Source organism: Sphingobium sp. CFD-2 (assembly GCF_024611135.1).
Taxonomy (GTDB): domain Bacteria; phylum Pseudomonadota; class Alphaproteobacteria; order Sphingomonadales; family Sphingomonadaceae; genus Sphingobium; species Sphingobium fuliginis.
The window spans coordinates 559,939-584,197 of sequence record NZ_CP084406.1 but is presented as its reverse complement, the minus strand read 5'-3'; the positions used below and the strand labels follow the sequence as shown (position 1 = coordinate 584,197).

Here is a 24,259-nt window from a genome sequence, read left to right as displayed (position 1 = left end):
GTGCGCCTCCGTCAGACCGACAAATGACTGGGGATGCGCAGATGCCTGCGGCCAACCTCGACAAAGAGCGGATCACGTTTCGCGGCCCAGACCGCTGCGACATGGCCGATGGCCCAGATGGCGAGACCGACCAGCCAGAGGCGCAGGCCGAGGCCCACGGCGCCGGCCAGCGTTCCGTTCAGAATCGCGATCGAACGCGGAGCGCCGCCGAGCAGGATATGCTCGGTCAGCGCCCTGTGGACCGGGATCGTGAAGCCAGGCACCGCGTCGAGTTGTTCGAGGCCGCCCGCCATCAGACGAGCGCTCCGCCGCCGAACGAGAAGAACGAGAGGAAGAAGCTCGACGCCGCGAAAGCGATGCTGAGGCCGAACACGATCTGGATCAGCCGCCGGAAACCGCCCGACGTGTCGCCGAACGCCAGCGCCAGGCCGGTGGCGATGATGACTATGACCGCGATAATCTTGGCGACTGGCCCCTCGATCGACTGGAGGATGCTCTGAAGCGGCGCTTCCCAGGGCATGGACGAGCCGGATGCGTGTGCGGCGGGCGCCAGGATCAGGCTGATGGAAACGGCGGCCGCCGATGTCGCCACGAAGCGGCAGGCGCGGGAGAATGTAGGGATCATGAGGGGTCTCCTTTCGAGGTGGTTGCCAAAGCGATGGGATGGGTGATGCGGTAGTCGCCGTCCGGTCCCAGCCCTTCGACGCGGGCGAGTTCGGCCAGCCGGCGTGCGGAACCGCGCCCGGCGAGGACGGCAACAAGGTCGATGGTCTCTGCGATCAGGGCGCGCGGGACCGTGATGACGGCTTCCTGGATGAGCTGTTCGAGGCGGCGCAGCGCGCCGATGCCGGAACCGGCGTGAATGGTGCCGATGCCGCCGGGATGTCCGGTGCCCCAGGCTTTGAGCAGATCGAGGGCTTCGGACCCGCGCACCTCACCGATGGGAATGCGATCAGGCCGCAAGCGAAGGCTGGACCGGACCAGATCGGAAAGCGTCGCCACGCCATCCTTGGTCCGCATGGCGACAAGGTTGGGCGCGGCGCATTGCAACTCGCGCGTGTCCTCGATGATGACGACGCGATCCTGCGTCTTCGCCACCTCGGCCAGCAGCGCATTGGTGAGCGTCGTCTTGCCGGTCGAGGTGCCGCCCGCGACGAGGATGTTGGCGCGTGCGGCAACGGCTTCTCGCAAGGTCATGGCCTGATCGGCGGACATGATGCCGGCCGCCACATAGTCTTCGAATGTGAACACCGCGACGGCGGGCTTGCGGATGGCGAAGGCGGGCGCGGAGACAACAGGCGGCAGAAGCCCTTCGAACCGCTCGCCGGTCTCGGGAAGCTCCGCCGAGACGCGGGGCGCGCGGGTGTGAACCTCCGCTCCGACATGATGGGCGACCAGCCGGACGATGCGCTCGCCATCGGCGGGGGACAGCATCTCGCCGGTATCGGCCAGACCTTCGGACAGTCGGTCGATCCAGATACGGCCGTCCGGGTTCAGCATCACCTCGATGACGCCGGGGTCTTCGAGAAACCGGGCGATGGAAGGCCCAAGCGCCGTGCGCAGCATCCGCGCTCCGCGTGCGATGGCCTCCGGTTTGTGCTGATGCGTCGTCATGTCGGCCCCATTCCGGCGGGGCGCAACAGACGGACCCCGCAACGGGGTCGATTAAAAGGGCCTGAAATTGGGCTGGTTCAACAAGTATTTACGCCCGTGCGGCGACCGGCGGCCATCGGCGGCAAATAGGATGGGTTGAAATCCTAGTCAGCATCGCCATCGGTCTTCGTCTGATCTTGCGGCGGACTGTCGTGAAGCGAATCCATGTCACGCGACAGTTCCTTCAGGAACCTGTCTCCGTTCGCCAGCCTGCGGCCGAGGTTCTGCATGAAGCCCTCGAACCTTTCATTCCCCTTGATCCGCGCTGACTGCCTGGCGCTGTCCGGCAAAGGCGGGGTCATCGTCAGCCAGAAGTGAACGAACAAGGAAAGGGTCTCGCCGAGCACGGCGAGATCCTCGTCCAATGTTCCGATCTGCCGGCCGATCTTGTCCAGGCGGCGCGACATGGCCGCTTCGAGCCGATCCGACGTGTCGCCCGACAGGAAGGAAGCGACCGCCGCCTCGACAATGGCGGACTTCGATACCTGCCGGCGCAGTGAGAGCGCCTCGACCTGTTTGAGCAAGTCGGGCGCGAAATAGACATTCATGCGGGTGCGGGTCGTCATGGGCGGCGCCTCAAAGATCGATGCCGTCATCGGGGTCGAGCGTCGCCTGCCGGGCGATCAGCCGCATACGCGCGCGAAGCGCGCGGGCCTTGGCGGCGTCCACGTCCGGTTCGTCGTCCAGAATGTCGAACTCCTGGGCCGGCGGTGTCGGCGGCGGGACGATTTCCTCTTGGCTTGGCAATTCCGGCTCACGGCGGATACCGGCATTGTCGGGATCGCTGTCGGTCCCGGTCGTGGCGTTGGTCGCGGGCTGGTTCGCCGTCCCGATGACGCGGCTTGTCCAGTCGTCGGTTGGCGCGGGCGGCCCGGCCGTTGCGGCGGCCAGTTCGGGCGGCGGCAGGATGCGTTCCTGAAGGCGTGCATCCTCGAAATAGCGCGCCTTCTTCGCCCGGATTGGCGGGGTGCCGGCGACCATGACGATTTCATCGGCGGGCGGAAGCTGCATGATCTCGCCGGGGGTCAGTAGCGGCCGTGCGGTCTCCTGCCGCGACACCATGAGATGGCCGAGCCACGGCGCAAGACGATGGCCGGCATAGTTGGTGGAATCGCGCATCTCGGTCGCGGTGCCGAGCGAATCCGACACACGCTTGGCGGTGCGCTCATCGTTCGTGGCGAAGGCGACGCGCACATGGCAGTTATCGAGAATGCTGTTGTTCGGGCCATAGGCGCGCTCGATCTGGTTGAGCGATTGGGCGATCAGGAAGCTCTTGAGACCGTAGCCCGCCATGAAGGCCAGGGCGGACTCGAAGAAATCGAGCCTGCCCAATGCGGGAAACTCGTCCAGCATCATCAGCAGGCGATGCCGTTTGCCCGATAGCGTCAATTCTTCGGTGAGCCTGCGGCCGATCTGGTTGAGGATGAGCCGGATCAGCGGTTTCGTCCGGTTGATGTCGCTCGGCGGAACGACAAGGTAGAGGCTGACGGGCAGCTTGCTTCCGACAAGATCGGCAATGCGCCAGTCGCAGCGCGCCGTGACGCGCGCGACAACGGGGTCGCGATACAAGCCCAGGAACGACATGGCGGTGGACAGCACGCCCGACCGTTCATTCTCGCTTTTGTTGAGCAGTTCGCGCGCCGACGAGGCGATGACGGGATGAACTCCTGCGTCGCCCAGGTGCTGTGTTTCCATCATCGCGCGCAAGGTCGCCTCGACCGGGCGGCGTGGATCTGACAGAAAGTTGGCGACGCCCGCCAGCGTCTTGTCCGGCTCTGCATAGAGGACATGCAGGATCGCGCCGACCAGCAGGCTGTGGCTGGTCTTTTCCCAGTGGTTGCGCTTGTCGAGACTGCCTTCCGGGTCGACCAATATGTCGGCGATATTCTGCACGTCGCGGACTTCCCACTCGCCCTGCCGCACTTCCAGCAGCGGGTTGTAGGCTGAAGACTTCGCGTTCGTGGGATCGAACAACAGGACGCGGCCATGCTTCGCGCGGAAGCCGGCTGTCAGGGTCCAGTTCTCGCCCTTGATGTCATGAACGATGCAGCTTCCCGGCCAGGTCAGCAGCGTCGGCACCACGAGGCCGACGCCCTTGCCGGACCTCGTGGGGGCGAAGCACAGGACATGCTCGGGACCGTCATGGCGCAGATAGTCGCGATCATAGCGTCCGAGCAGGACGCCATCGGGGCCAAGGAGACCGGCGCTGCGGATTTCCTTGGTCTCGGCCCATCGCGCCGAACCGTAAGTGGCGACGTTGCGGGCTTCGCGCGCCCGGATGATCGACATGAAGATGGCGGCGGCGATGGCGAGGATGCCGCCGGACGTGGCGATGACCGCCCCCTCCATGAAGATCGTCGGCGCATAGGCGTCGAAGGAGAACCACCACCAGAAGAAGGCGGGCGGATGGTAGAACGGCCAACCGGCTAAATCGAACCATGGGTTTCCGAGCTGAGGCTGAAAGCCGAGCCGGAACGCCACCCATTGCGTTGCGGCCCATGTCATCACCATGACAATGGTGATGACGATAGCAATTTGACCCCAGAGTATTCGACCTCCGCGCATACAGACTCCAATCGGCAAGAGAAGTGGAGCCGATCAGAAGATGGGCAAATTCGCAGGGATCAACAATAAAGGCGCAGTCGTAGGGCTGCCGGATACCATCGGCGGTAAATCGGAGGGGTTGCGGGGCGCGCCATCCGGCACCGTCAGGGTGAGTTACCGCGAATCAGGCTTCGGATGCTGGCGGCCTATGTTTGTCGCCAGAGTGAGCAGGTTGAAAAGCGCCGGATCATGGTTTCGTGGCGACCAGACGGCCGAGAAGGCGACGGCTTCAGGTTCGTCGCGGATCGGCAGGAAAGTGACGTTCGCCGTGCTTGCCGCCACGCCTTCCTCGACGAACAGCGAAATGCCATGCCCCGCGGCAATCATCGACAGGAGCGCGGTGCGCCCCACATCGATACGCTGGATCAGGGGCGTGGGCCATTTCCCGGCGGAGCGGACCACGATCATGTCATGCACCTGCGGGCCGGTGCCGCCATGGCGAACGAGGAAGGTTTCTTCCGCAAGCTCTCGCCATTCGACATCCGACCGGGCCGCCAGGGGATGATGCGCGGGCAGCCCCACCATCAGGCGGTCGCGCCAGATCACGCGGGAATTGAGGTCGGGAATCTCGTGGGTGCAGGCCATGAAGGCGACATCGAGCCTGCCTTCGCGCACCATGATCTGCGCCTCGCGCGCCGTGCCTTCGGCGATGTGCAGGCGGATGCCGGAATGCTCACTGCGGAACCGTTCAAACAGACGGTCGAGAGTGCAGCCTGGCGTGAGGGCATGGACACCGACGCAAATGTCGCCGTCCTCGCCGCGTGCCTGCATCCCGGCTGATATGATCGCGTGGTCGATGATGCCCAGGGCGTCGTGGACCTGATCGACAAAACGGCGGCCGGGCTCGGTGAGCCGGACGCCGCGTGTGTTGCGGTCGAAAAGAACCACGCCCAGATCCTTTTCCAGCGCCTTGATCCGCTGGCTGACGCTGGATTGGCTGGTGCCAAGCGCCTGCGCGGCGCGATGGAAGCTGAGATACTCGGCAACGGCAAGCGTCTGTATCAGCGTTGCCATCGGGAAGCGCCTGCTGAGAAGCGAAGGCGGCCCTCTTCCATCCGACTGTCGCAAAGGCCGCCTGCGCATTGCTCGCCCACCTAACCGATCGGCAGGCGGCGGGTCGCAGCCCATATCGACAGAGCGGCAGCGCTGAACGCGGCTCCCAGCAGCGCCACGCCTTGCCAGCCCGCCAGGGCGTAGATCATGGTGGAGGTGAACGCTCCGGTCGCGCTCCCTATGGAATAGAACACCATGTAGCCGCCAACGAGGCGGCTGCGCGCTTCGGGATGGCGATTGAGAATGATGCTCTGGTTGGTGACGTGGACCGCCTGCACGGCAAGGTCGAGAAGGACGACGCCGACGAGGAAGATCGGGATCGAGCGCGGCAGAAAGGCAATCAGTCCCCATGATGCCAGCAGCAGCAGGAGCGATACGCCGCTTGTCCATTGACCCCATCCCCGATCCGCGAGCTTGCCCGCTCCGGTCGCCGCCAGTGCTCCGGTGAGGCCGACGAGACCGAACAGGCCGATCTGTGTGTGCGAGTAGGAAAAGGGCGCGGCGCTGAGCGGCAACACCAGCGCGGTCCAGAGCGTGGCGAATGCCGCGAAGATGAGCATCGCCAGGAGACCACGAACGAGAAGTGTGCGGTCTGTCAGGAAAAGGACCGGCGTGGAACGAAGGATTGTCCCATAGCTGTCGGTGCTGCCTGATGATCTGCTCGAAGGAAGGACACGCGAGAGAAGGATGACCATGGCGAGCGTCAGAGCGGCGGAGGTCATATAGACTGCCCGCCAGCCTCCGAGATCGGCCAGAAGTCCGGCGACGAAACGCGCTCCGAGAATGCCGATGACGATGCCGCTGGGCACGATGCCTACGGTCGCGCCGCGTTCCTCGGGCCGCGCCAGAGTCGCGGCGAAGGCAACGAGGATTTGGATGACGACGGCCATCAGGCCCATCGCCACGAGGCTGACGAACAGCACCGCCGCCGATGCCGCCAGTGCGATCGAAACGAGGGCGATCACCGACAGGATGCCCTGACAGACGATGAGTCGGCGGCGATCGACAATATCGCCGAGAGGGACGATGAAGATCAGCCCCAGGCCGTAGGCGATCTGGGTCAGCGTCACGACGAGGCCGATGGTGGCCGGTGCAGTCTCGAAATCCCGCGCCATCGTGTCCAGTAATGGCTGCGCGTAATAGGTATTGGCGACGCTGAGGCCGGCGGCGAGCGCGAACAGCCACGTCGTGGTTCTGGACAACCCGGTGTCGCGCGGAATGGCCGTGGTCGGCGCCGGGCCGGTGGCAGGCGCATATTCGCGCGGAGGCGTTCCTGTTTCATCACGAGGCTGCATCGGCATCCTCCCGGATGGAAACGGGCGAGACAGAAGCGGGAATGGCCGGTCCCGCCTCCCGCGTGAGTTCTCTCCAGCGGGGAAAGGCTTCGCGCGCCGCGACCAGCGCCGCGATGAGTGCATCTTCGTCCTCGTCCGTGTGAAGCGGTGTCGGCGTGATGCGCAGCCGCTCGGTCCCGCGCGGCACGGTGGGATAGTTGATCGGCTGAATGTAGATTCCATCCTCGGCCATGAGCCGGTCGGTGACGGCTTTTGCGAGCGCTGCATCACCGATCATCACCGGCAGGATATGGCTTGGACTCGGCAGGACCGGGAATCGTTTGCGAGCATCTTGGCCTTGAGCGAGGCCGCGCGCCTCGCGAGCGCAACGCGCGCCGAGCCATCTTCCCTCACATGACGAAGGGCGGCGCGGATGCCCGATACGACCGAGGGCGGCAGAGCGGTGGAGAAAATGAAGCCGGGAGCATGGCTGCGGACGAAATCGACCGCATCGCGACTGCCAGCAATATATCCGCCGATCGCGCCGAAGCCTTTGCTGAGCGTGCCCTGGAACATGTCGATGCGGTCGAGCAGGCTGTCCCGCTCCGCCACGCCGGCCCCGCGCGCGCCATAGAGGCCGACCGCATGCACTTCATCGACATAGGTGAACGCGCCATGCCGCCGGGCGACGTCGCAGATCGCCTCCATGGGGGCGAAATCGCCATCCATGGAATAGCAGCTCTCGAAACATATGATCTTGGGCCGGTATTTGCAGACGGAAGCGATCTTCCGTTCGAGATCGCGCCAGTCGTTATGTCTGAAAATCCGCTTGTCGGCGCCCGAGTGGCGAATGCCCTCGATCATCGACGCATGGTTGAGTTCGTCGGAAAAGATGACGCAGCACGGCAGGAAACGGCCAAGCGATGACAATGCGGCGTCGTTCGCCACATAGCCGGATGTGAACAGCAAGGCGGATTCCTTGCTGTGCAGGTCGGCCAGTTCCCGTTCGAGCAGAACATGCTCATGGGTTGTCCCTGAAATGTTGCGCGTGCCGCTCGCGCCCGCGCCGTATTGCTCCAGCGCAGTCGCCGCCGCGCGAATGACGTCTGGATGAACACCCATCGCCAGATAGTCGTTGGAGCACCAGATGGTGACACGGCGGCCCGCCCTGTGGTCGTAGGCATGGATGCCGCTGCGCGCATCCCGTTCGAGATCGGCGAAAATCCGATAGCGCCCCTCGCGGCGCAGGGTTTGCAGCGTTTCGGCGAAGCAGGATGCGAAATCGAAGCCGTTCATGGGTTCCATCAATCAGATTGGGTGGCGACATGCGCCGTCATCGGAAAAAGACACATCTCCTCCGCGCCGGCCTGCCGTGTGCGCTCCAGCACCCGGTATGTGCCCGCGACGGCGCGGCGTAGCGCGGTTTCAAGGTCCATGCCCTGCGCGACATGAGCGGCGACCAGGCCGCTCAGGAGATCGCCGGTCCCGCATGGGCGGATCGGCAGGCGCGGCGTGGCGATCCGCGTCGTCAGCCCGTTCGCGCAAAGCACCGTCTCGAGCTGGCCATCCGGCGTATCGGCAAGCGTGCATCCGGTTGCGATCACGGCCAGTCGCTCGCCGTGCGCAATGCGGTCGCTCGCCGTCAGCAGCCCCGCCGTGTCACGCGCCTTCATCCCGGCCAGAAGCTCCAGCTCGAACTGGTTGGGCGTGATGATCGAGGCGAGCGGGACGAGCCGGTCACGGAATATGTCGGTCAGGCCGTCCGCGACGAAGATGCCGAGATCCTCGTCGCCCATGACGGGATCGCAGAGATAGACGAGGCTCGGATTGCGTGTCCGGGCGTCGGCTACGAAGCGGGCCACATGCCCGGCGATCTCCGGCGACCCGAGATAGCCGGTGAGCAGCACCGTGGCGCGTTCGACCAGCCCGCGTTCCTCGACCCCGCGCAGCAGGTCCGCCACAAGTTCGGCGTCCAGCACCGTGCCCCGCATCGTGGGGTAATGGGGATGATTGGAAAGGAGCGCCGTGGGAACGGCGGCCACCGTCACGCCTTCGGCCTGCATGGGATAGACGGCGGCGCTGTTGCCGACATGGCCGTGGACGACCTGGCTCTGGATCGAGATGACCAGCATCAGGCGGTCCCCGCCGCGCCCGGCCAATAGTGGGAGTCGGGAAGCGGCCGCGCGCCGAACACCGCCTGTCCCACCCGCACGATGGTCGCGCCTTCCTCGATCGCCCAGGCATAATCGCCTGACATGCCCATGGAGAGGTCGGCAAGGTTCGCGCCTTGCGGGGCGTCGGCCAGCGCGCGGTCCCGTATGCTGCGCAGCACACGAAAGCAGCGGCGCACCTCGGCTTCATCGGGCGTGAAGGTGGCAAGCGTCATGAACCCCCTCGGGCGCAGCGCGTCGAAGGCGGAGAGTTCGCGCAGAAACGCAGGCACGTCGTCGGGCGTAAGACCATATTTGCTGGCTTCGCCCGATGTGTTGACCTGCACCAGCACGTCGAGGCCGTGCCCGAGATGCTGGAGACGCTTTTCGAGTGCTGTCGCGAGAGACAGGCGGTCGAGCGATTGCACCTCATGCGCGAAGCGCAGCGCATCCTTCACCTTGTTGCTCTGGAGATGGCCGATCATCGACCAGCGGACAGGCTCGCCGGTGAGCGCCTGCGCCTTGCCGCGTCCCTCCTGCACCTTGTTCTCGCCAAGGTCGGTCGCGCCGGCGCGGATCGCATCCAGCACACGTTCGGGCGGTACGGTCTTCGTCACGAGGACGAAGCGCACCGCATCCGGCGAGCGTCCCGACCGGATCGCGGCGTCGGCGATCTTCTGCCGGACGGCTGCGAGGCTGGCGCCGATGTCAGCCATCTGCTCTTCCCTCGACCGGCCAGGCTTCGGTCAGCCGGCGAACCCGGTCGCGCACCGATGGATCGGGCTCGTGTCCGGCCCGAAGCGCGCCGAGCACTTCAAGGATCAGCGCGCCCACCTCGCGGAACGCCGCTTCGTCGAAGCCCCGCGAGGTCGCGGCGGGCGTGCCGAGACGGATGCCGGAAGTGACGGTCGGCGGCAGCGGGTCGAACGGAACCGCGTTCTTGTTGGCGGTCAGGCCGAAGCGCTCCAGCGCTTCGACCGCCGCCTTGCCGGTGACGCCGAAGGGCCGCAGATCGACCAGTAGGAGATGACAGTCGGTCCCGCCCGTAACGAGGCGCAGCCCCCCCGCGATCAGCACATCGCCGAGCGCCCGCGCATTGGCGACGACGGCGCGGGCATAGTCGCGGAACGTCGGTTGCAGGGCTTCATCGAAGCTCGCGGCCTTCGCGGCGATGACGTGCATGAGCGGGCCGCCCTGCGTGCCGGGAAACACCGCCTTGTCGATCTTCTTCGCCAGGACGGAATCTTCTGTGAGGATAAGGCCCCCACGCGGTCCCCGTAGTGTCTTGTGCGTCGTGGACGTGACGACATGCGCGTGTGGCAAGGGATTGGGGTAAAGTCCGGCGGCTATCAGCCCGGCATAATGCGCCACGTCCGCGACCAGCCAGGCGCCCGCCGCATCGGCGATGGCGCGCATCCGCGCGAAGTCGATCCCGCGTGGATAGGCGGACCCGCCAGCGAAGATCAGACGCGGTCTGTTCTCGCGGGCAAGGCGCTCCAGTTCGTCATAGTCGATCCGTTCGTCGTCCTCGCGCACGTTATAGGGAACGACTTCGAACCAGCGTCCAGACAGGCTGACCGGCGATCCGTGCGTCAGGTGGCCGCCACAGGCGAGATCGAGGCCCATGATCCGGTCGCCTGGATCGAGCAGCGCGAACAGCACCGCGATATTGGCGTTGGCGCCCGAATGGGGCTGCACATTGGCGTGCGCCGCGCCGAATAGCCGGCAGGCCCGGTCTATGGCCAGTTGCTCGACCTTATCGACCGCTTCGCAGCCGCCATAATAGCGCCGGCCCGGATAGCCCTCGGCATATTTGTTGGTGAGGATCGAGCCTTGCGCCGCGCGCACGGCCGCGCTGACGATGTTCTCCGATGCGATCAGTTCGATATGATCCTGCTGCCGCCGCGCTTCCTCCCCGATGGCATCGGTGAGTGCGGTGTCCATCCCTGTCGTCATTGTTCCAACCCCTGCAACCATTCCGTGAGCATCCTGCGCGCGGCATCGCGCAGGGCTGGTCCGTGGCAGACGGCCTCGTCGCGCAAGCTTCGCGGGTCGATGCCGACCGAGGCCAGTTCGGCTGCGTGGCCGACGAGCCAGCGTTCGATCCCGGCGCAGGCGTCCACCTCGGGATGGAACTGGAGTCCGAGGACGTTGCGGCCGAGCGCGAAGCCCTGCGCCGCGCAAAGCGGCGTCGTCGCAAGATTCTCGGCACCTTCGGGGATTTGGAAGGCGTCGCCGTGCCAGTGCAGGACGGAGACGCCTTCCAGATGCCGGAGCGGCCCAACCCGTCCGGCATCGGTCAGGGTCAGCTCCGAAAAGCCGATTTCCTTGTGTCCGCTCGGCGCGACCTTCGCGCCGAGCGTCGCCGCGATCTGCTGCGCGCCGAGGCATATGCCCAAAGTCGGACATCCCGCCTCCAGCCGTGCTTCCAGAATCTGCCGTTCCTCGGCCAGGAACGGATAGGCGTCGGTCTCATAGACCCCCACCGGGCCGCCAAGCACGATGAGCAGATCGGCAAGCGGCGGATCAAGCGTCCAAAGCTCATGCACACCGAGATCGTAATAGTGAATCCTGTAGCCGGCCGCCGTCAGCACGGCCTCGAAGGTTCCGAGATCCTCGAAATGGATGTGCCGGATGACGACCGCCGTCTTGAGCATGGCAGGGGCTCCTCTCGACATGGCGGTCAGCGCAGTGCCAAAAGATCGGCGCCGTGATTGATGTGATAGACCGATCCGGCGATGACGAGCGCGGGGACGGACTTCACGCCGGCCTGCTCGGCTTCCTCGATGCGGCCTTTGCTCTCGCCCAGGTGGACGATCTCGACGTCATAGAGGTTCCTGTCGAGGGCGCCGGCAAATCGCTGCTCGGCATCGACGCACACCGAACATCCGGCGTGATAGAACACTGCCTTCTCAGCCATGCTCCGTTCCTTCTCTCTCGGCCACGGCGGGATTGCGGTGGCTGGTCCCCCATGCAATAGCTTCTATCCGGCCTATTAAGGAGGGCCGGTTCGGAAAAAAGGGATAGGCCGGATTGAAAAAGCGCGCCGACATCTCGATCGAGCTGAAGGAAGACGGCGGACAGCCTGTCTTTCTCAACCTCTCCGCGACGCTCATCCGCGAGATCGAGCGCGGCCGCCTGAAGCCCGGCGACGCCTTGCCCGGCACCCGCACGATGGCGCGCAATCTCGGCGTTCACCGCAACACGGTCGATGCGGCCTATCATGAACTGACCATGCAGGGCTGGCTCATCTCCGAGCCGTCGCGCGGCACCTTCGTCGCACGCGACCTGCCGGACATCACCCAAACCGGCGGCAGGACGCGCAAGTCCGTTCCGGCCAGGACCGTGGTGACGGGAAAAAGCCCGCCTCCGCTGCGCGTATCGGACGGCGCGCCGGATTCCAGGCTCATGCCGCGTGCCGAACTGGCGCGGGCGTTCCGCCGTGCGCTTTCCGCTCCCGCTTTCCTGTCGGACGGGGGCTATGGCGATCCGCGCGGCGCGATCACGTTGCGAACGGCGCTTGCTGACTATCTCGGGACCGAGCGCGGTCTGGCCGTATCGCCCGACGATCTGCTGGTGACGCGCGGGAGCCAGATGGGTCTGTTCCTCGCCGCTTCCGCCATCATCGAACCCGGAGAGGCCATTGCCGTCGAGCAGCCGGGCTATCCGCTCGCCTGGGCGGCGTTCCGGGCGGCGGGAGCAAGGGTGATCGGCGTGCCCGTCGATGGCCAGGGAATCGACGTGACCAGTCTTGAGCATCTTGCGGGCCAGGAGCCTTTGCTGAAGGCGGTCTATGTCACGCCCCATCACCAGTATCCGACCACGGTGACGCTGGGCGCGGGCCGCAGGCTGAAGCTGCTCGATGTCGCGCGCCGTCGCGGACTGACGATCATCGAGGACGATTATGACCACGAATACCGCTTCGATGGCCGTCCCGTGCTGCCGCTGGCGGGACGCGCCGAGGCTGAACTACCGGTTATCTATGTCGGCTCGCTTTCCAAGCTGCTCGCGCCGGCCGTCCGCGTCGGATATGTGACGGCGCGGGCTGACCTGCTCACCCGCATGGCCTATCGCCGCGAAGCCATCGACAGACAGGGCGATCTTCCGCTCGAACAGGCGCTCGCGAGTCTGATCGAGGACTGCACCCTTCGCCGGCATGCGCGCAAGGCCCGCCGCATCTATCAGACGCGGCGAGACCATCTTGCTGGTGAGTTGATCGATAGGCTCGGCGATGAGGTAGCGTTCGATGTTCCTGCCGGCGGCCTCGCGATCTGGCTCCGGCTGCGATCCGGCCTCAGCGCCGAGACATGGGCAACCAACGCCCATCGCGCGGGTCTGGCGGTGACGCCCGGCTTGCAGTTCGTGCTCGAAGCCGCGAATGCGCCCGAGGCGTTTCGGATCGGCTATGCCAGTCTCGACGAAAAGGAACTGACGCGCCTTGTCGGGCTGCTCGCGCGCACGCGGCCGTGATTGCGCTAGATGCTGCGGGTGTTTTCGCCCTCCCATGAGATCACCTTCGGCTCGATGGCGAAAGCCGTGCGGCCATGGCAATGAGCGCGACTATACCTGCGGCCATCAGCATCCAAGCCTGAGAGAGATCGTCGAACCTGTCTCTTATGAGACCGGCGATGAACGGCATGGCGCTGGCGATAATATAGCCACCCCCCTGAACGAAAGCGGCCAGGTCTCCGGCCGTGATCGGGTTGTCCGCATGGTCAAGCGTCACGATCAACGACAGCGGGAACAGCGCGCCGATGCCAAGGCCGAGAAGAATGATCGCCGGGAACGCCAGTCCGATCGGCGCAAGGATGAGGCATGCGAGGCCAGCCAGCACGCAGAGAAGAACGGCGACCAACGGAGCGCGACGATCAGGGAAACGCCCTATGAGGGTCGAGACGCCAAGCCCCGAGACCACCTGCGTAATCGTCATGCCCGCCAACAGATAGCCGCTCATATCGCGGCTTTGGCCAAGGCTCATGTAAAATGGAGGAAGCCACGCCAACACAAGTGTATAGGCGCCTGTGCCGATGCCGAAGAAGATCAGCAACAGCCAAGCCCGGCGCTGGCGATGGAACGACTTCGGTGTGTGTTCTTGCTTCCGGGCCTGCTCGGCGTCCGGGTGGGTCAACCAGCAGACCAGCGCCGCGATGGCAGGCACGGACCAGATTGCCAGAGAGAATGGCCAGCCTCCTGCCCGTGCAAAGCCGGCGGCAGTTGCAGCCGCCAGCGCAGCTCCACCCATGATGCCGGTGGTGTAGAGGCCCATCGCTCTGCCGGTGCCCGCACCGAACCAACGCTTGACGACGGCCGGAACCATGGCCTGAACGATGGCGATGCCGAGGCCGGCACATGCCGCCGTGACAAACATGCCGAACGCATCATTCCAGACCCATCGGGCAGCACAAGCCACAGCGATCAGGATGATGCCGACGGCAACGCCTCGCTTGTCGCCGAGCCAGACGCGCAGATACGGCCCCGTAAACGCTCCAATCCCCATCAGGAAAACCGGCAAGGTCGTCAGCATCCCGGCACCGGCTGAGTTGAGCCCGGTGGACTGCTCTATGAGGTCGAGTAACGGGCCAAGCCCTGCCATTGCAGGACGCAGGTTCAGCGCGACCAACACGACGAGAAGAAGGGCAAGAGATTGTTTCTGCATTACCGAGCCCTCCGGCTGACCAGCACTATGCCGGTGAGAATCAGCAGGAAGGCTAGCGGCAGGATGGACGGAACCGTCTCGCCCAACCATAGGACCGCCAGAAGTTGGCCAGTCGCCGCGCCAATCCATCCGATCTGGCTAAGACCGACCGGCCCGCTGAGCCTCTGGAGCACGAAATAGAGAATGTAGGTCACGGCGATGATGACGATCTGTGCGCCAAGGAGCACGATGCCGACGCGCGGTGTTGCAGGCACAAGCGGAGCATGAATTGTCATCGCGCCGATACCCACCATCACGTCGGCCGTCAGGAGCATCGCTGGAGCTAGCAGGCGCGGCGATGTATCGCTCGGCCAATCAACGGTCCTGTAGATATTGCCCATTGCAATGATGATCGGAGCGATCAGGGCAAGTGCGACCCATATCGCGCTGGTATGGCCACCAGCCGGTCGTGAGGTTGCGAGCAGCACCGCGCCGCAAAGGCCGAACAAAATGCCCGCAATGCCCTTCACCGACAGACGGTCGAGCTTGAGGGGTAGCGCCAACCCGTAAGTCAGCAAAGGCGGGAAAGCCAGGCAGAGGGCGATAAAGCCGGCACCGACATGAGGAAGCGCAGCGAAGGACAGCATGTTCGGCAGGGCGAAGCTGAGCAGGCCGGACAGCAGTGCATAGCGCCTCAGCGCGAGCGACAGCCTCGGCCTTTCTCCCGACAGACCGGCGAGAATCGCGAGCACTAACCCGCCGCCCAATGCCGACCAGAAGAGGAAGGCGAGCGGATGCCAGCCGTGGCGAATGGCGACGCCGGCAATAACGGTCGTGAGCCCAAGCAGGCCGCCGGTTGAAAGAAGGCATAGAAGGGTTGTTGGCGCGGTTGGCGCAACAGCACCCGCCGCACCCAGGATGAGCGCGTTCCTCATTGTCGTCCTTGAATTTCTCGGCAACGCAAACGGTCGTTGCCATTGTGAACCTTGCGATCTACAATCTTTTTGAAAAGTATCTTGCTGTCAAGAGATAATGATGATGGAACTACACACCCCCGGAGATCGGGCCGCGCTGGCAGCCCACCAATGGCAACGCGAGCGGCCCGACATAGACGCCTTTCCCATGGAAGTGATTGGCCGGCTTACGGAGTTGGCGCAGGTCGTGACGCGCGACCGCCTCAATCCCTTCTTCGTCGACTTCGGCCTTCAGAACGGCGAGTTCGATGTGCTCGCAACCTTGCGTAGGTCAGGCCCCCCCTATGCGGTGACGCCGACGACTCTCTATGAGGCCGCTATGATCTCGTCTGGCGGAATGACAGCGCGGATCGACCGGCTGGAGAAAGCCGGCCTCATCGAGCGGCTCAAGCATCCGACCGACCGGCGCGGAACACTCGTGGCATTGACCGACAAGGGTAAGTCGCTGATCGACGGGATGCTTCCCGCTCATGTCGAAAATGAGCGGGCGATACTCGCAACGCTGAGCAACGAGGAACAGGTCGTGTTCAACGGATTGTTGGCGAAACTGCTTCGAGGGCCAACCTCACAATCCTAGCCCCCGCTGCCGTCCCAATTGCCACGATACCGATCCGCCCTGCACGACGCCCGCAACCTCTCGGCCAAGCTGGCGGTCGATCACCGGCCGCCACGGCACAAGCGTGAACTCGTGACTCTGTTCGACGATGGCGAACTTGCCGCTCGATAGCTGCACGGTGCCGGTGAACTTGCCGCCAATCTTCTCGCCGCCCGCCGTCGCCCTGAACGGCAGAGCCTTGCTCTCGGCCATTTCCGCGCCGACGCGGGCGACTTCACGCTCGCGCAGCGTGGCGAGAAGGCCGCGCCGGTAGAAGATGCGGCCGTCCCGCGCGTATATGGCGTCACCCTGTTCGATATGATGCTCGCGGCGCTGGTCCATAGCATCGCGGACCTGTTGCCCGAAACCGGCCGGAGCGAGATCCGAGGCGTCGGGTGTAACCAGCCGCCGATCAAGCCAGGTCGCGCCATCGGACCCGATCTGGCTTTCCAGATTGAAGGTCGAGATGACGCGGATACTGGCCTGCCGGTTGCGGCCAGCATCATAGGCGGCGGCGCGGCTCTCGAAATCCTCGGGGATGCGCCACTGGTCGGCGTCGATCCGCTCGACGATCCCGGCACGGCGCAGCGCCTCCAGCCGGCGGACATGGGCATCGACAAAGCCCTCATAGTCGCCGTCCGGCACGCGGCCGTCGAACTTCGCCTGTTCCAGATGGCGGCTCGGTCGATAGACGCCATCCTCGGCGATGGCGGCAATAGCGCGGTCGGATGGCCGCTGCGCCGTGTCGGCCGGGCCGATCTCGATGATGCTGCCGATCCGGGCATCGTCGACGCGCGCCGGGTCGATGCCCGGAACATGATGGGTTCGACCGTCGATCCCGTCCACCACAAGGGTCAGGTTCTCGCCCATCTCGTCGGTGAGATATTTGTCCACGACGCGGCCGACGATGGGCGTCTCGGGCGCGGCATCATGAAGCTGGAAGGTCATCGGATCGCGCTCCAGCCCGTCGGCCTTCAGCGCCTTGTGCATATTGCGGATGATGTCGCTGCGTTCGCCCAGTTCGCGCAAGGTCGGCTCCATGCGCTCGCTCAACTCCCAGACGCCCGGCGCGTGTTCGGTGGCAAGGCCCATCTGCTCCAGCTTACCCAGGCGGCGCAGGCGTAGCGTCCGGTCGAACTGGCGACGCGGATCGTCGGGTTCATGGCGCAGGTCGATGAAGCGTTCATCGGCTTCCTCAGTCATGGCCCGGTCGATGCGGGTGAAACGGTCCTGATCGACTTCGGCCGAGAGCTTACGGGTCTGCTCGATCTCAGTGACGGGACCAAGCTCCAGCGTGGTCAACTCGCTCGCCCGCTCGCGGATGCCATTGGCGAGATAGTCGCCGTTGATGACGAGGTTCTCGCCCATGTCATCCTTGCCCCGAACGATGACATGAACATGGGGATGGCCGGTATTGTAGTGATTGACCGCCACCCAATCGAGTTTCGTGCCGAGGTCGGTTTCGATCTGGCGCATGAGGTCGCGGGTGTGTGCGGTCAGGTCGGTCAGGTCCGCGCCGTCTTCCGGCGAGACGATAAACCGGAATTGGTGGCGATCGTCTTTGCCGCGATCAAGGAAGGCGTCGCCGTCGGCGCGGTCGTCAGCCGCGGAATAGAGCTGGCCGCGCTCGCCGTCGCGGGACGTGCCGTCGCGCTGGATGTAACGCAGATGGGCGGCCGCCTTGCCGTTCTTCCCGGCCTGCTGGACGTAGCGGGTTTTCACGACGACGCGGCGCATTCCCGGCGTGCTGTGCTTCCAGCCGCCCGACAAGGTGCGGGCACGCACGAACGACGCGCCGCGTCCACGCTTGAGGCCCGGCCCGCTGCTCCCCCGCGATGCCTTGCCGCCCTTGGCTGTGGCTGACGATCTGGAGCGTGGCGAGGATGATGCGGATGACCGCGACGGGCTGTTGCTGTGTTGGCGGGCGAGTTTCTTCGCCTGCGTCAGAAAGCTCTTGGCCTTGCCAAGCTTGGGGGCATCAGCGCGGATGCGGCCGGGCTTCGGCCGGAAGCGGTTCTCGTCGTCGGCGCTCATGGCTGCGCCTCCGGCCAAAATCGCGGAAAATCGGGCGTTCGGCGGCCATGGTGCCGGTCGAAACCCAGCAAAGCCAGGGCTTTGCGCAAGATCACGGCTCGCGCCGTCCAAAAACGGGGTGCCGCTCGCGGCGCACCTAACCAGTGTGCAGACAACAACAATTTCAGAAATCCGGCCAGCGGAGTGCCGGTTTCCTTTATCTTGCCCTCCCTTCCTGCCTTCTCTTCTGCCCTTCCTGCCGGGTTTCCAGACAGGAAGAAGCCTGCCTGGCTGAACACCGGATCAGAACGCGCCGAGCGCGGGAGTGCGCCTCTCATGGCGCTCCCCCGTCGTCGGCGCGGGCCACGAATATGCTGCCGGTCGGCGGCTCCGTATCGACGGCATCGCGCACCGGAACGGTCGCGCGGATGCCGCCGGATTGCACATCGGATGACGGCGCGGCGGCAATTCGCATGTCGGTCGAGCGCGCGACGAACAGCGGAGCCGCGCGCCAGTCGGGCGGCGGTGGCGGCGCCGGGCGCGCTGGTTCGGATGCAACCGAGCCGCCCAGAGCCGGCGCGAGTGCGGCGACATAGGCGCGCGTCTCAGCGGGCAAGGCGCGGCCGGTCGTGCGATGTTCGTCGTAGCGGCCGGGACCGGCATTGTAGGCCGCGAGCATCGCGGCGACATTACCGTAGCGGTCCCACATTTCGCGCAGGTAAGCCGCGCCCGCCATGATGTTGTCGCGTGGATCGTAGGGATCGCGACCGAGGCGATGGCGGACGCGCAGGCCCGCCCAGGTGCCGGGCATGACCTGCATTAATCCCATCGCTCCGGCCGACGAGATCGCGCGCACATCGCCCGCGCTCTCGGCGCGCAGCACCGCGCGAATCCAGTGTTCGGGAATGCCGAAGCGCTGCGAGGCTTCGGTGATGAAGCCGGCATAGGGATCGGTGGGATTGGCGCGCGCAGTTGGTGCAGCCTGCGCCGATACCGCGACCGGACAGGCTCCGACCGTGAGCACGCCGGCCAGCAGGAGACCGGCATATCGCACGATCGCCCTGCCTCCGTTCGACCTCCAGCCTGCCAGCGTGCTCGCTGCGGCCAAGGGTGCGCGCGAAGCGCCGGCCAATGGCCGCCCTTGACCTGCGCTGCGCGCCCCGGCCGTCCGGTGGCCGAGCGGGACGACGGGATGAGACGGCTTTTCCGCGAACAACGGGATGAGGGTTTTGAGCGCGGGGATGGCGCGGTATCGCGCGGTTCTCATGCCCGCTCCTCGCGCGGCTTCGGGCGGTTCCAATGCAGCGACCATGACGTGCCCGCATCGTCATCGCGGAACAGATTGGCGCGGATCGGCTGCGACAAAGCAGGATCGTCCAGCAGCACGGACAGATAGTCACCGGCCTTCTCGCCGGTGCGTTTCCACGCCGCGCCGATCTCCGGCCCTGTTTCGTTGCTCATGCCGTCGAAGAGGTGAACGCGATAATCCGGTGCGTTCTCCGCATCGGCCGGTTCCGCCGCGACGATGATGATGTCCTGATGCAGCAGGAGCGTTCCGAGGTTTCCGATGAAGCCGGTTGCCTCGCGTGTGAATTGACCGATCTGGGGCATGACAGTCTCCTTGGCGGTGCGGTTGAAAGACCATCGGCGGGCACCGCTCCCGCTGATGGGAAAGCGGTCATTGCGTTGGCGCACGCCATTCGTAGCGGCCGTCGCCTTCCTCATCGGTCCAGAGCGGCGTCGCCCTGCCGATGACGGAACTTGCGGGAATGGGTCCGAAATAACGGCCGTCCAGGCTGTCGCGGACTTGCCCGTTCATGAGGAAGATTTCGCCGTCGCCGATGACGCGGCAGCCCTGCCAGACGGGCAGATCGCGGCCGATCCGGTCACGCTCCAGCGCTTCGCCCATCTCTATGCCGTCCACGGTGATCGTGCGGCCGCTGCGGCAAACCCGTTGCCCAGGAAGGCCAAGGACGCGCTTCAGAAGCGGCACGCCATGACCGACATAGCCACGCTCGACCATGAAGGCAGCGAGCGGTTCGGGCGGCATGATGGCGACCAGTTCCGGCACTTCGATCCGGTCGGTCGGCTCGATGGTGTAGAAGCCGATCGGAGCGCTGGCCGTGGCGTTCCAGATGAGTTTCGTCGGCATGTCGGCGGCGCTGGTGGCGGCGATGCCGATCACGGCAAGCATCGCCGCCGCGAGAATGCGGCGGCGGCTCATGGCTCGATCCTCCGGCGACCGATCCAGGCGGCATGGCGCTCGGGTGTGTAATCGCGCGGCTCCAGACCGGCGATCAGGCGGTTGTGGACGTGCCGCCAATGATCGGGCGCGGCGTCGGCCGGATCGAGGCCGAGCGCTTCCACCGCGTCGATGGCGGCAAGCGCGCGCTGCACCTTCGTCCAGCTATCGAGGCGAAGCAGGATGTCGCCGCCGGGGCGGACGAAAGGCAGCGTCTGGAACGGCTCGGCGCGTCGCACCGCGCGCACAATGTCGATGCGCGAAATCACCGTGCCGTGTTCGCCGGCAGCCCAGCGGACGAAGGCGAATATGCACTCTGGCGCGAAGCCGACGACGCTGCGGCGCCGGTCGATGATCTGTTCGTAGTTCTTGCGACCGAACCGTATCCAGTGCTCGACCTTGCGCTTGTCGAACATCAGTTCGACCAATGTGGTGAAGGGTTGAGGCCCGTCCGGCAGCGGACGGCCGTGCAAGCGGCGGGGCGCGTTGCCGGTCATATCGGATCTCCTTCGGTGGATGGAAATTCGCGGGCGAGCAGTTCGCGCAGCATGTCGGCGACGGTGATGCCGCGCTGGAAGGCCGCGACCTTGATGCGCCCGCGCAGCACGGGCGTGATGTCGATCGTCAGGCGGGCGGTGAACGCCTCGCCGCTGGCCTTGCCGATCGGCGGCGTGTCGGCAGCCTTGACCCAGCTATCGGGATCGCCCGGCCGGGAGGCGAAGCCGGGTTTGTGGGTGTGTCCGCTCATGGTCCGATCCTCACGGCGCGCAGCCGATCGATCTCGGCGGCAAGCGCGGCGATTTCGCGCGTGGCCCGGCTGTCGGCGTCGATCTCGGATACGAGCCGGCCGGACTGCGCGGCCTCGGCGAAGACGACGCGCTGGCCGATGGTCTGGCCAAGCAAGGGCGGATCGTGATCGGCCAGCGTCTCGGCCGTCTCGCGGGCGATGACGGTGCGCGCGCCGCAACGGTTGAGCACGAAGCGGGCGGCGAGGTCGGGCCGGTAGATGCGCGCTTCCCTGAGAAGCGCCAGCATCTCGGCGGAGGCCCAGCCATCCAAGGGGGATGGCTGCACTGGGATCAGCACCAGATCGGCGGCGAGCAGCGCCGAACGCATCAGAGCGGCGACGCGCGGCGGGCCATCGATGACGACGCGATCGGCGTCGCGGGCCAGTTCCGGGGCTTCCCGGTGCAAGGTGTCACGCGCCAGGCCGATGGTGCTGAACAGCCTCGGCAGCCCTTCATGGCTGCGCGTCTGCGACCAGTCGAGGGCGGAGCCTTGCGGATCGGCGTCGATCAGGATGACGCGCTGGCCGCGCTGCGCCCAGGCTCCGGCGAGATGCAAGGCCAGCGTAGTCTTGCCGACGCCGCCTTTCTGGTTGAGGAGCGCGACGATCATGGCGCAGCTCGCCGGCCAAAAGCAGCACTGGCACCGGCACCACGGATCGCGTGCGCGCGCGTCAAAGAAGAAGAGTTAGATTCTTTGTTAGATTCTTCTATAGAGTCCGGAGAAGGATTTGCGCCTAATGTCCCGATACTGCGTGCGCCTAATGTCCCGATAGGATTCACATGGTTTTCCACAGGCACTGTGGATAGATTTTCGGGAAGAAACCGCATCAGTTCGCGCCCCTCTTCCCATTCGCTCTGGAGCAGGTAGCCGGGCAGAGATTGGCGGGCCGCGATCCGGCGCAGGTCGAGCGCAAAATCGGATGGCCGCGCCGCGCTGCCGGATTTCTGGTGAAGGTGAGAGACCTCGAACGCCCAGCCTTCGGGCTGGCGCCCGGCGTGCTTGCGGGCGACGCGATATAGCCAGCGTTCGATCCCGCCCGTCAGCCGGAAATAGGCCGGGTCGATGGTCAGGACCAGCGAGCGGTCGATGACGCTGCTGTAGAACCATTCGGGCAGGACGAACTCCATGCCCTCGACGCGGCCGGAGCGCGTGGTCATTTCCTCCCACTCGTTGATCCACGAGAATTGCCGCCGCCGCCAATGCTTGCCGTTGCGGATGGTGGTGGCGATGACGGTGGATTGCAGGCGCGCGAGCGCGGCCTTGAGCAGCAAATAATCGCGATTGCCGGTCGCCCGCCCGATCGAGCGTAGAAGCTGATAGGGCATGAAGCGGAAGAAGCGCGATGTGGGGATGCCGTTGTTCTCGGCCGCGACGATCTGCGAAGCAGCCCAGATCAGCACATCGGCGTCCCAGATCGTCGCCATGCCATGTTCGGGCATGGCGAAGACCTGAACTTCGACGTCGGCGGCGCGGTAGAGGATCGGCGTGGTGCGGGGGCGCTTCGCCAGCGAGAAGAACGGGCGCTCCATCAGATCGCGCTGGTCGCGGGGGGCAGCATCGCCGGTCGCGACGATGAACGGGTCCAGGCGTGTGCGCTCGCTGGATGGGTCGGGCTGCGTAGGTCTGGGATCGTCGTCGCGCAGCATTTACAGCTCGTCCCGCTCTTGCGGCGTTAGCGGACGCGCGGGAAAGACCGTGCCGACGTTTTCGTCGCGGGTGGATTTGCGGGAGCCGATGGCGCTCCACTCTTCCAGATCGCGGACGGCGTAGAGGACCCGGCCGCCGATCTTGCGGTAGGTCGGGCCGGTGCCATAGGTGCGATGCTTCTCAAGGGTGCGGATGGACAAGCCGAGGAAGCGCGCGGCTTCCTTTGTGCGCAGCAGGCGCGGCGGCAGGTCCGCATTGGGGCGGATGGCCATGGGATCTCTCTCCGGTTCGTCAAGCAGGCGGCTGTCGGAGCGACAGCGGGCTGTGGCGGACGATGGCGAGGGACCGGCGGCTTGTAGCGTGCCGCAGTTGCGCCCATGCGCTGGCGGCACCCCCTGACGGGCCGATTGTCGAGCCAAAAAGGCGAGAGATTTCAGCGTTTGACCAGTTTCTGCGCGGATTCGGTCAAGACATTCCCGCGCGGGTCGGCTATGAGTCGAAGCAGAGCAGACGCGCTGCTCCGGGGCGTCGAAACCCCTCTGTTACCGCTTGGTGCCGGCCGTTACGGCACCGCACTCCTTGACCTATGGTCGGGGAGCCTGTGGCGTATGCAACAGGCTTTCCAGCTAAAGGCCATGGGGCCGTGTAACAGCGGTTTCGAACTCCCCGATCACCAGGAGTCAGAGAGTCTTACTGCGGGGGCGCACCGCAGGCACTCTTCTGAAGAGAGGGGAATGACTATGCGGGTCCCTGTCGAACTTGATCCCGATGTGGATGACACAGCGCCGACCGGCGACGAGATCACCGCCTATGACGAACGGCATTTCGTGACCTATCTGCGGCTTCTCGATGCCAAGGCCGAGGGCGCTGACTGGAAGGAAGTCACGTCAATCGTCCTGCACCGTGATCCGGCGGCCGAAGAATTGCTCAGCTATCGGTGCTGGCAAAGCCATCTCGAACGCGCGCAATGGTTTTCGCGTGAAGGTTACAAGCGGATTCTGGAACAATCGGCAGCCAACAAGGCATGATCTCTGGGGATCGGCGGCAGTCTTCGATAGTGGCCGAAGTCAGGTTTTGCCGGTCTTGACCGGATAATGCAGCAATAGCCTGTAGCCGCCACGCATCATCCTGATGCCGTGAGCGACGAGGCGGCGGGATTTGTTCTTGGACGGATCGCTTTCAAAATCCTCCTTCGTGCCATGGAAGTCGAGAAGAACTTCGGCGATGGCGCGATAACTCTCGCCGCGCAGGCGTGCATCGAGCGCGCGCAGGGACAGCATATGCCATTCCCTAAGCTGGTCCGGCAGAACGCCGATGGGAGGCCCAGGCGATCGCCGGGTCAGGGATCGCCATAGCCGGCGCACGGCATGGACACGAAGCTCCAGAAACGAATCCATCGGCAAGGTCACGGCATAGAAGGCAGCGACGTCGGGCTCCGTATCCGGCAACCAGAACTGGTGCGCGATGTCCCCCGCCTGCCACACACCATGCCAGCCATCGGCGGCGCGGCGCAGATCGAGACCATCGAGATGGGCGAGCGTCAGCAGCGGCTCCCTTTCGGCATCACCCTGTTCGACAGGCGACAGCATGACGGCCTGCGGTTGAAGGCGCGGAGACCAGAACGGGGGCT

27 protein-coding genes and 2 pseudogenes are annotated in these 24,259 nt (G+C 65.2%); 3 read left to right on the top strand and 26 right to left on the bottom strand.

The window, feature by feature from the left end:
• Window positions 1-11 precede the first annotated feature (11 nt).
• The 13 genes and pseudogenes from LDB29_RS22940 to LDB29_RS22880 form a co-directional block, all read right to left on the bottom strand.
• The gene (locus LDB29_RS22940) at window positions 12-293 is read right to left on the bottom strand and encodes a VirB3 family type IV secretion system protein (RefSeq protein ID WP_257541800.1); all 282 of its coding nucleotides are present in this window, start codon (window positions 291-293) and stop codon (window positions 12-14) included.
• Window positions 293-625, bottom strand: coding sequence for a TrbC/VirB2 family protein (locus LDB29_RS22935; protein ID WP_257541798.1), 333 nt, complete (start codon window positions 623-625; stop codon window positions 293-295). Before LDB29_RS22935 ends, LDB29_RS22940 begins: the two co-directional genes overlap by 1 nt.
• Window positions 622-1,614 (bottom strand): P-type conjugative transfer ATPase TrbB, encoded by a 993-nt coding sequence (gene trbB / locus LDB29_RS22930; RefSeq protein ID WP_257541795.1) that lies wholly within the window; start codon window positions 1,612-1,614, stop codon window positions 622-624. Before trbB ends, LDB29_RS22935 begins: the two co-directional genes overlap by 4 nt.
• A gap of 143 nt (window positions 1,615-1,757) precedes the next feature.
• Window positions 1,758-2,219, bottom strand: coding sequence for a CopG family transcriptional regulator (locus LDB29_RS22925; RefSeq protein ID WP_257541793.1), 462 nt, complete (start codon window positions 2,217-2,219; stop codon window positions 1,758-1,760).
• Window positions 2,220-2,229: 10 nt separating this feature from the next.
• The gene (locus LDB29_RS22920; protein WP_257541791.1) at window positions 2,230-4,218 is read right to left on the bottom strand and encodes a conjugal transfer protein TraG; all 1,989 of its coding nucleotides are present in this window, start codon (window positions 4,216-4,218) and stop codon (window positions 2,230-2,232) included.
• A gap of 153 nt (window positions 4,219-4,371) precedes the next feature.
• Entirely contained in the window at window positions 4,372-5,271 is a 900-nt protein-coding gene (locus tag LDB29_RS22915) for a LysR family transcriptional regulator (RefSeq protein WP_257541789.1), read from the bottom strand.
• An 80-nt stretch (window positions 5,272-5,351) separates the two neighbouring features.
• A complete protein-coding gene (locus tag LDB29_RS22910; protein WP_257541787.1) occupies window positions 5,352-6,605 on the bottom strand; it encodes an MFS transporter in 1,254 nt (417 codons plus the stop codon).
• Window positions 6,592-7,880, bottom strand: a pseudogene (gene hemA / locus LDB29_RS22905) (5-aminolevulinate synthase). The gene LDB29_RS22910 and the pseudogene hemA overlap by 14 nt, the downstream one beginning before the upstream one ends.
• A gap of 8 nt (window positions 7,881-7,888) precedes the next feature.
• Window positions 7,889-8,716 (bottom strand): pyridoxal kinase, encoded by an 828-nt coding sequence (pdxY, locus tag LDB29_RS22900; RefSeq protein WP_257541785.1) that lies wholly within the window; start codon window positions 8,714-8,716, stop codon window positions 7,889-7,891.
• Window positions 8,716-9,450 (bottom strand): YggS family pyridoxal phosphate-dependent enzyme, encoded by a 735-nt coding sequence (locus LDB29_RS22895; RefSeq protein ID WP_257541783.1) that lies wholly within the window; start codon window positions 9,448-9,450, stop codon window positions 8,716-8,718. The genes pdxY and LDB29_RS22895 overlap by 1 nt, the downstream gene beginning before the upstream one ends.
• A complete protein-coding gene (gene glyA / locus LDB29_RS22890) occupies window positions 9,443-10,711 on the bottom strand; it encodes a serine hydroxymethyltransferase (protein ID WP_373886181.1) in 1,269 nt (422 codons plus the stop codon). Before glyA ends, LDB29_RS22895 begins: the two co-directional genes overlap by 8 nt.
• Window positions 10,687-11,391: a glutamine amidotransferase gene (locus LDB29_RS22885; RefSeq protein ID WP_257541778.1), complete on the bottom strand. Its 705-nt coding sequence runs from the start codon at window positions 11,389-11,391 to the stop codon at window positions 10,687-10,689. The genes glyA and LDB29_RS22885 overlap by 25 nt, the downstream gene beginning before the upstream one ends.
• 26 nt (window positions 11,392-11,417) lie before the next feature.
• The gene (locus LDB29_RS22880; RefSeq protein WP_257541776.1) at window positions 11,418-11,654 is read right to left on the bottom strand and encodes a thioredoxin family protein; all 237 of its coding nucleotides are present in this window, start codon (window positions 11,652-11,654) and stop codon (window positions 11,418-11,420) included.
• Between the two features lie 113 nt (window positions 11,655-11,767).
• On the opposite strand from LDB29_RS22880, the gene LDB29_RS22875 reads away from it, so the two are divergent.
• Window positions 11,768-13,204, top strand: a complete 1,437-nt coding sequence (locus LDB29_RS22875; protein WP_257541774.1) for a PLP-dependent aminotransferase family protein — start codon at window positions 11,768-11,770, stop codon at window positions 13,202-13,204.
• A 40-nt stretch (window positions 13,205-13,244) separates the two neighbouring features.
• On the opposite strand, the gene LDB29_RS22870 is transcribed toward LDB29_RS22875, so the two are convergent.
• Complete coding sequence (locus tag LDB29_RS22870; RefSeq protein WP_257541772.1) at window positions 13,245-14,390, bottom strand: MFS transporter; 1,146 nt, start codon at window positions 14,388-14,390, stop codon at window positions 13,245-13,247.
• Window positions 14,390-15,304 (bottom strand): DMT family transporter, encoded by a 915-nt coding sequence (locus tag LDB29_RS22865; RefSeq protein ID WP_257541770.1) that lies wholly within the window; start codon window positions 15,302-15,304, stop codon window positions 14,390-14,392. The genes LDB29_RS22870 and LDB29_RS22865 overlap by 1 nt, the downstream gene beginning before the upstream one ends.
• A gap of 97 nt (window positions 15,305-15,401) precedes the next feature.
• Between LDB29_RS22865 and LDB29_RS22860 the strand changes: the two genes are divergently transcribed.
• Window positions 15,402-15,920: a MarR family winged helix-turn-helix transcriptional regulator gene (locus tag LDB29_RS22860; protein WP_257541767.1), complete on the top strand. Its 519-nt coding sequence runs from the start codon at window positions 15,402-15,404 to the stop codon at window positions 15,918-15,920.
• Here the strand turns inward: LDB29_RS22860 and LDB29_RS22855 are convergent.
• From LDB29_RS22855 to LDB29_RS22810, 10 genes and pseudogenes are all read right to left on the bottom strand, one after another.
• Entirely contained in the window at window positions 15,909-17,030 is a 1,122-nt protein-coding gene (locus LDB29_RS22855; protein ID WP_257542037.1) for a DUF3363 domain-containing protein, read from the bottom strand. The genes LDB29_RS22860 and LDB29_RS22855 overlap by 12 nt on opposite strands.
• 938 nt (window positions 17,031-17,968) lie before the next feature.
• Window positions 17,969-18,289: a hypothetical protein gene (locus LDB29_RS22850; protein ID WP_257558009.1), complete on the bottom strand. Its 321-nt coding sequence runs from the start codon at window positions 18,287-18,289 to the stop codon at window positions 17,969-17,971.
• The gene (locus tag LDB29_RS22845) at window positions 18,286-19,218 is read right to left on the bottom strand and encodes a lytic transglycosylase domain-containing protein (protein ID WP_257541764.1); all 933 of its coding nucleotides are present in this window, start codon (window positions 19,216-19,218) and stop codon (window positions 18,286-18,288) included. The genes LDB29_RS22850 and LDB29_RS22845 overlap by 4 nt, the downstream gene beginning before the upstream one ends.
• Complete coding sequence (locus tag LDB29_RS22840; protein ID WP_257541762.1) at window positions 19,215-19,562, bottom strand: DUF736 domain-containing protein; 348 nt, start codon at window positions 19,560-19,562, stop codon at window positions 19,215-19,217. Before LDB29_RS22840 ends, LDB29_RS22845 begins: the two co-directional genes overlap by 4 nt.
• A gap of 67 nt (window positions 19,563-19,629) precedes the next feature.
• Window positions 19,630-20,175, bottom strand: coding sequence for a S26 family signal peptidase (locus tag LDB29_RS22835; RefSeq protein ID WP_257541760.1), 546 nt, complete (start codon window positions 20,173-20,175; stop codon window positions 19,630-19,632).
• Entirely contained in the window at window positions 20,172-20,690 is a 519-nt protein-coding gene (locus LDB29_RS22830) for a DUF2840 domain-containing protein (RefSeq protein ID WP_257541757.1), read from the bottom strand. The genes LDB29_RS22835 and LDB29_RS22830 overlap by 4 nt, the downstream gene beginning before the upstream one ends.
• Window positions 20,687-20,941, bottom strand: coding sequence for a hypothetical protein (locus tag LDB29_RS22825; protein WP_257541755.1), 255 nt, complete (start codon window positions 20,939-20,941; stop codon window positions 20,687-20,689). The genes LDB29_RS22830 and LDB29_RS22825 overlap by 4 nt, the downstream gene beginning before the upstream one ends.
• Window positions 20,938-21,591, bottom strand: coding sequence for a ParA family partition ATPase (gene parA, locus LDB29_RS22820; protein WP_257541753.1), 654 nt, complete (start codon window positions 21,589-21,591; stop codon window positions 20,938-20,940). Before parA ends, LDB29_RS22825 begins: the two co-directional genes overlap by 4 nt.
• A gap of 203 nt (window positions 21,592-21,794) precedes the next feature.
• A pseudogene (locus tag LDB29_RS22815) lies at window positions 21,795-22,628 on the bottom strand (replication initiator protein A); the annotation flags it as partial.
• Window positions 22,629-22,901 carry an AlpA family transcriptional regulator gene (locus LDB29_RS22810; RefSeq protein ID WP_306812059.1) on the bottom strand — a complete coding sequence of 91 codons (273 nt, stop codon included), beginning with the start codon at window positions 22,899-22,901 and terminating at the stop codon, window positions 22,629-22,631.
• Window positions 22,902-23,363: 462 nt separating this feature from the next.
• Here LDB29_RS22810 and LDB29_RS22805 point away from each other — a divergent pair, with 462 nt between their 5' ends.
• Entirely contained in the window at window positions 23,364-23,657 is a 294-nt protein-coding gene (locus LDB29_RS22805; RefSeq protein WP_257541749.1) for a DUF2285 domain-containing protein, read from the top strand.
• Window positions 23,658-23,696: 39 nt separating this feature from the next.
• On the opposite strand, the gene LDB29_RS22800 is transcribed toward LDB29_RS22805, so the two are convergent.
• Window positions 23,697-24,218 (bottom strand): DUF2285 domain-containing protein, encoded by a 522-nt coding sequence (locus LDB29_RS22800; protein WP_257541747.1) that lies wholly within the window; start codon window positions 24,216-24,218, stop codon window positions 23,697-23,699.
• Window positions 24,219-24,259 lie beyond the last annotated feature (41 nt).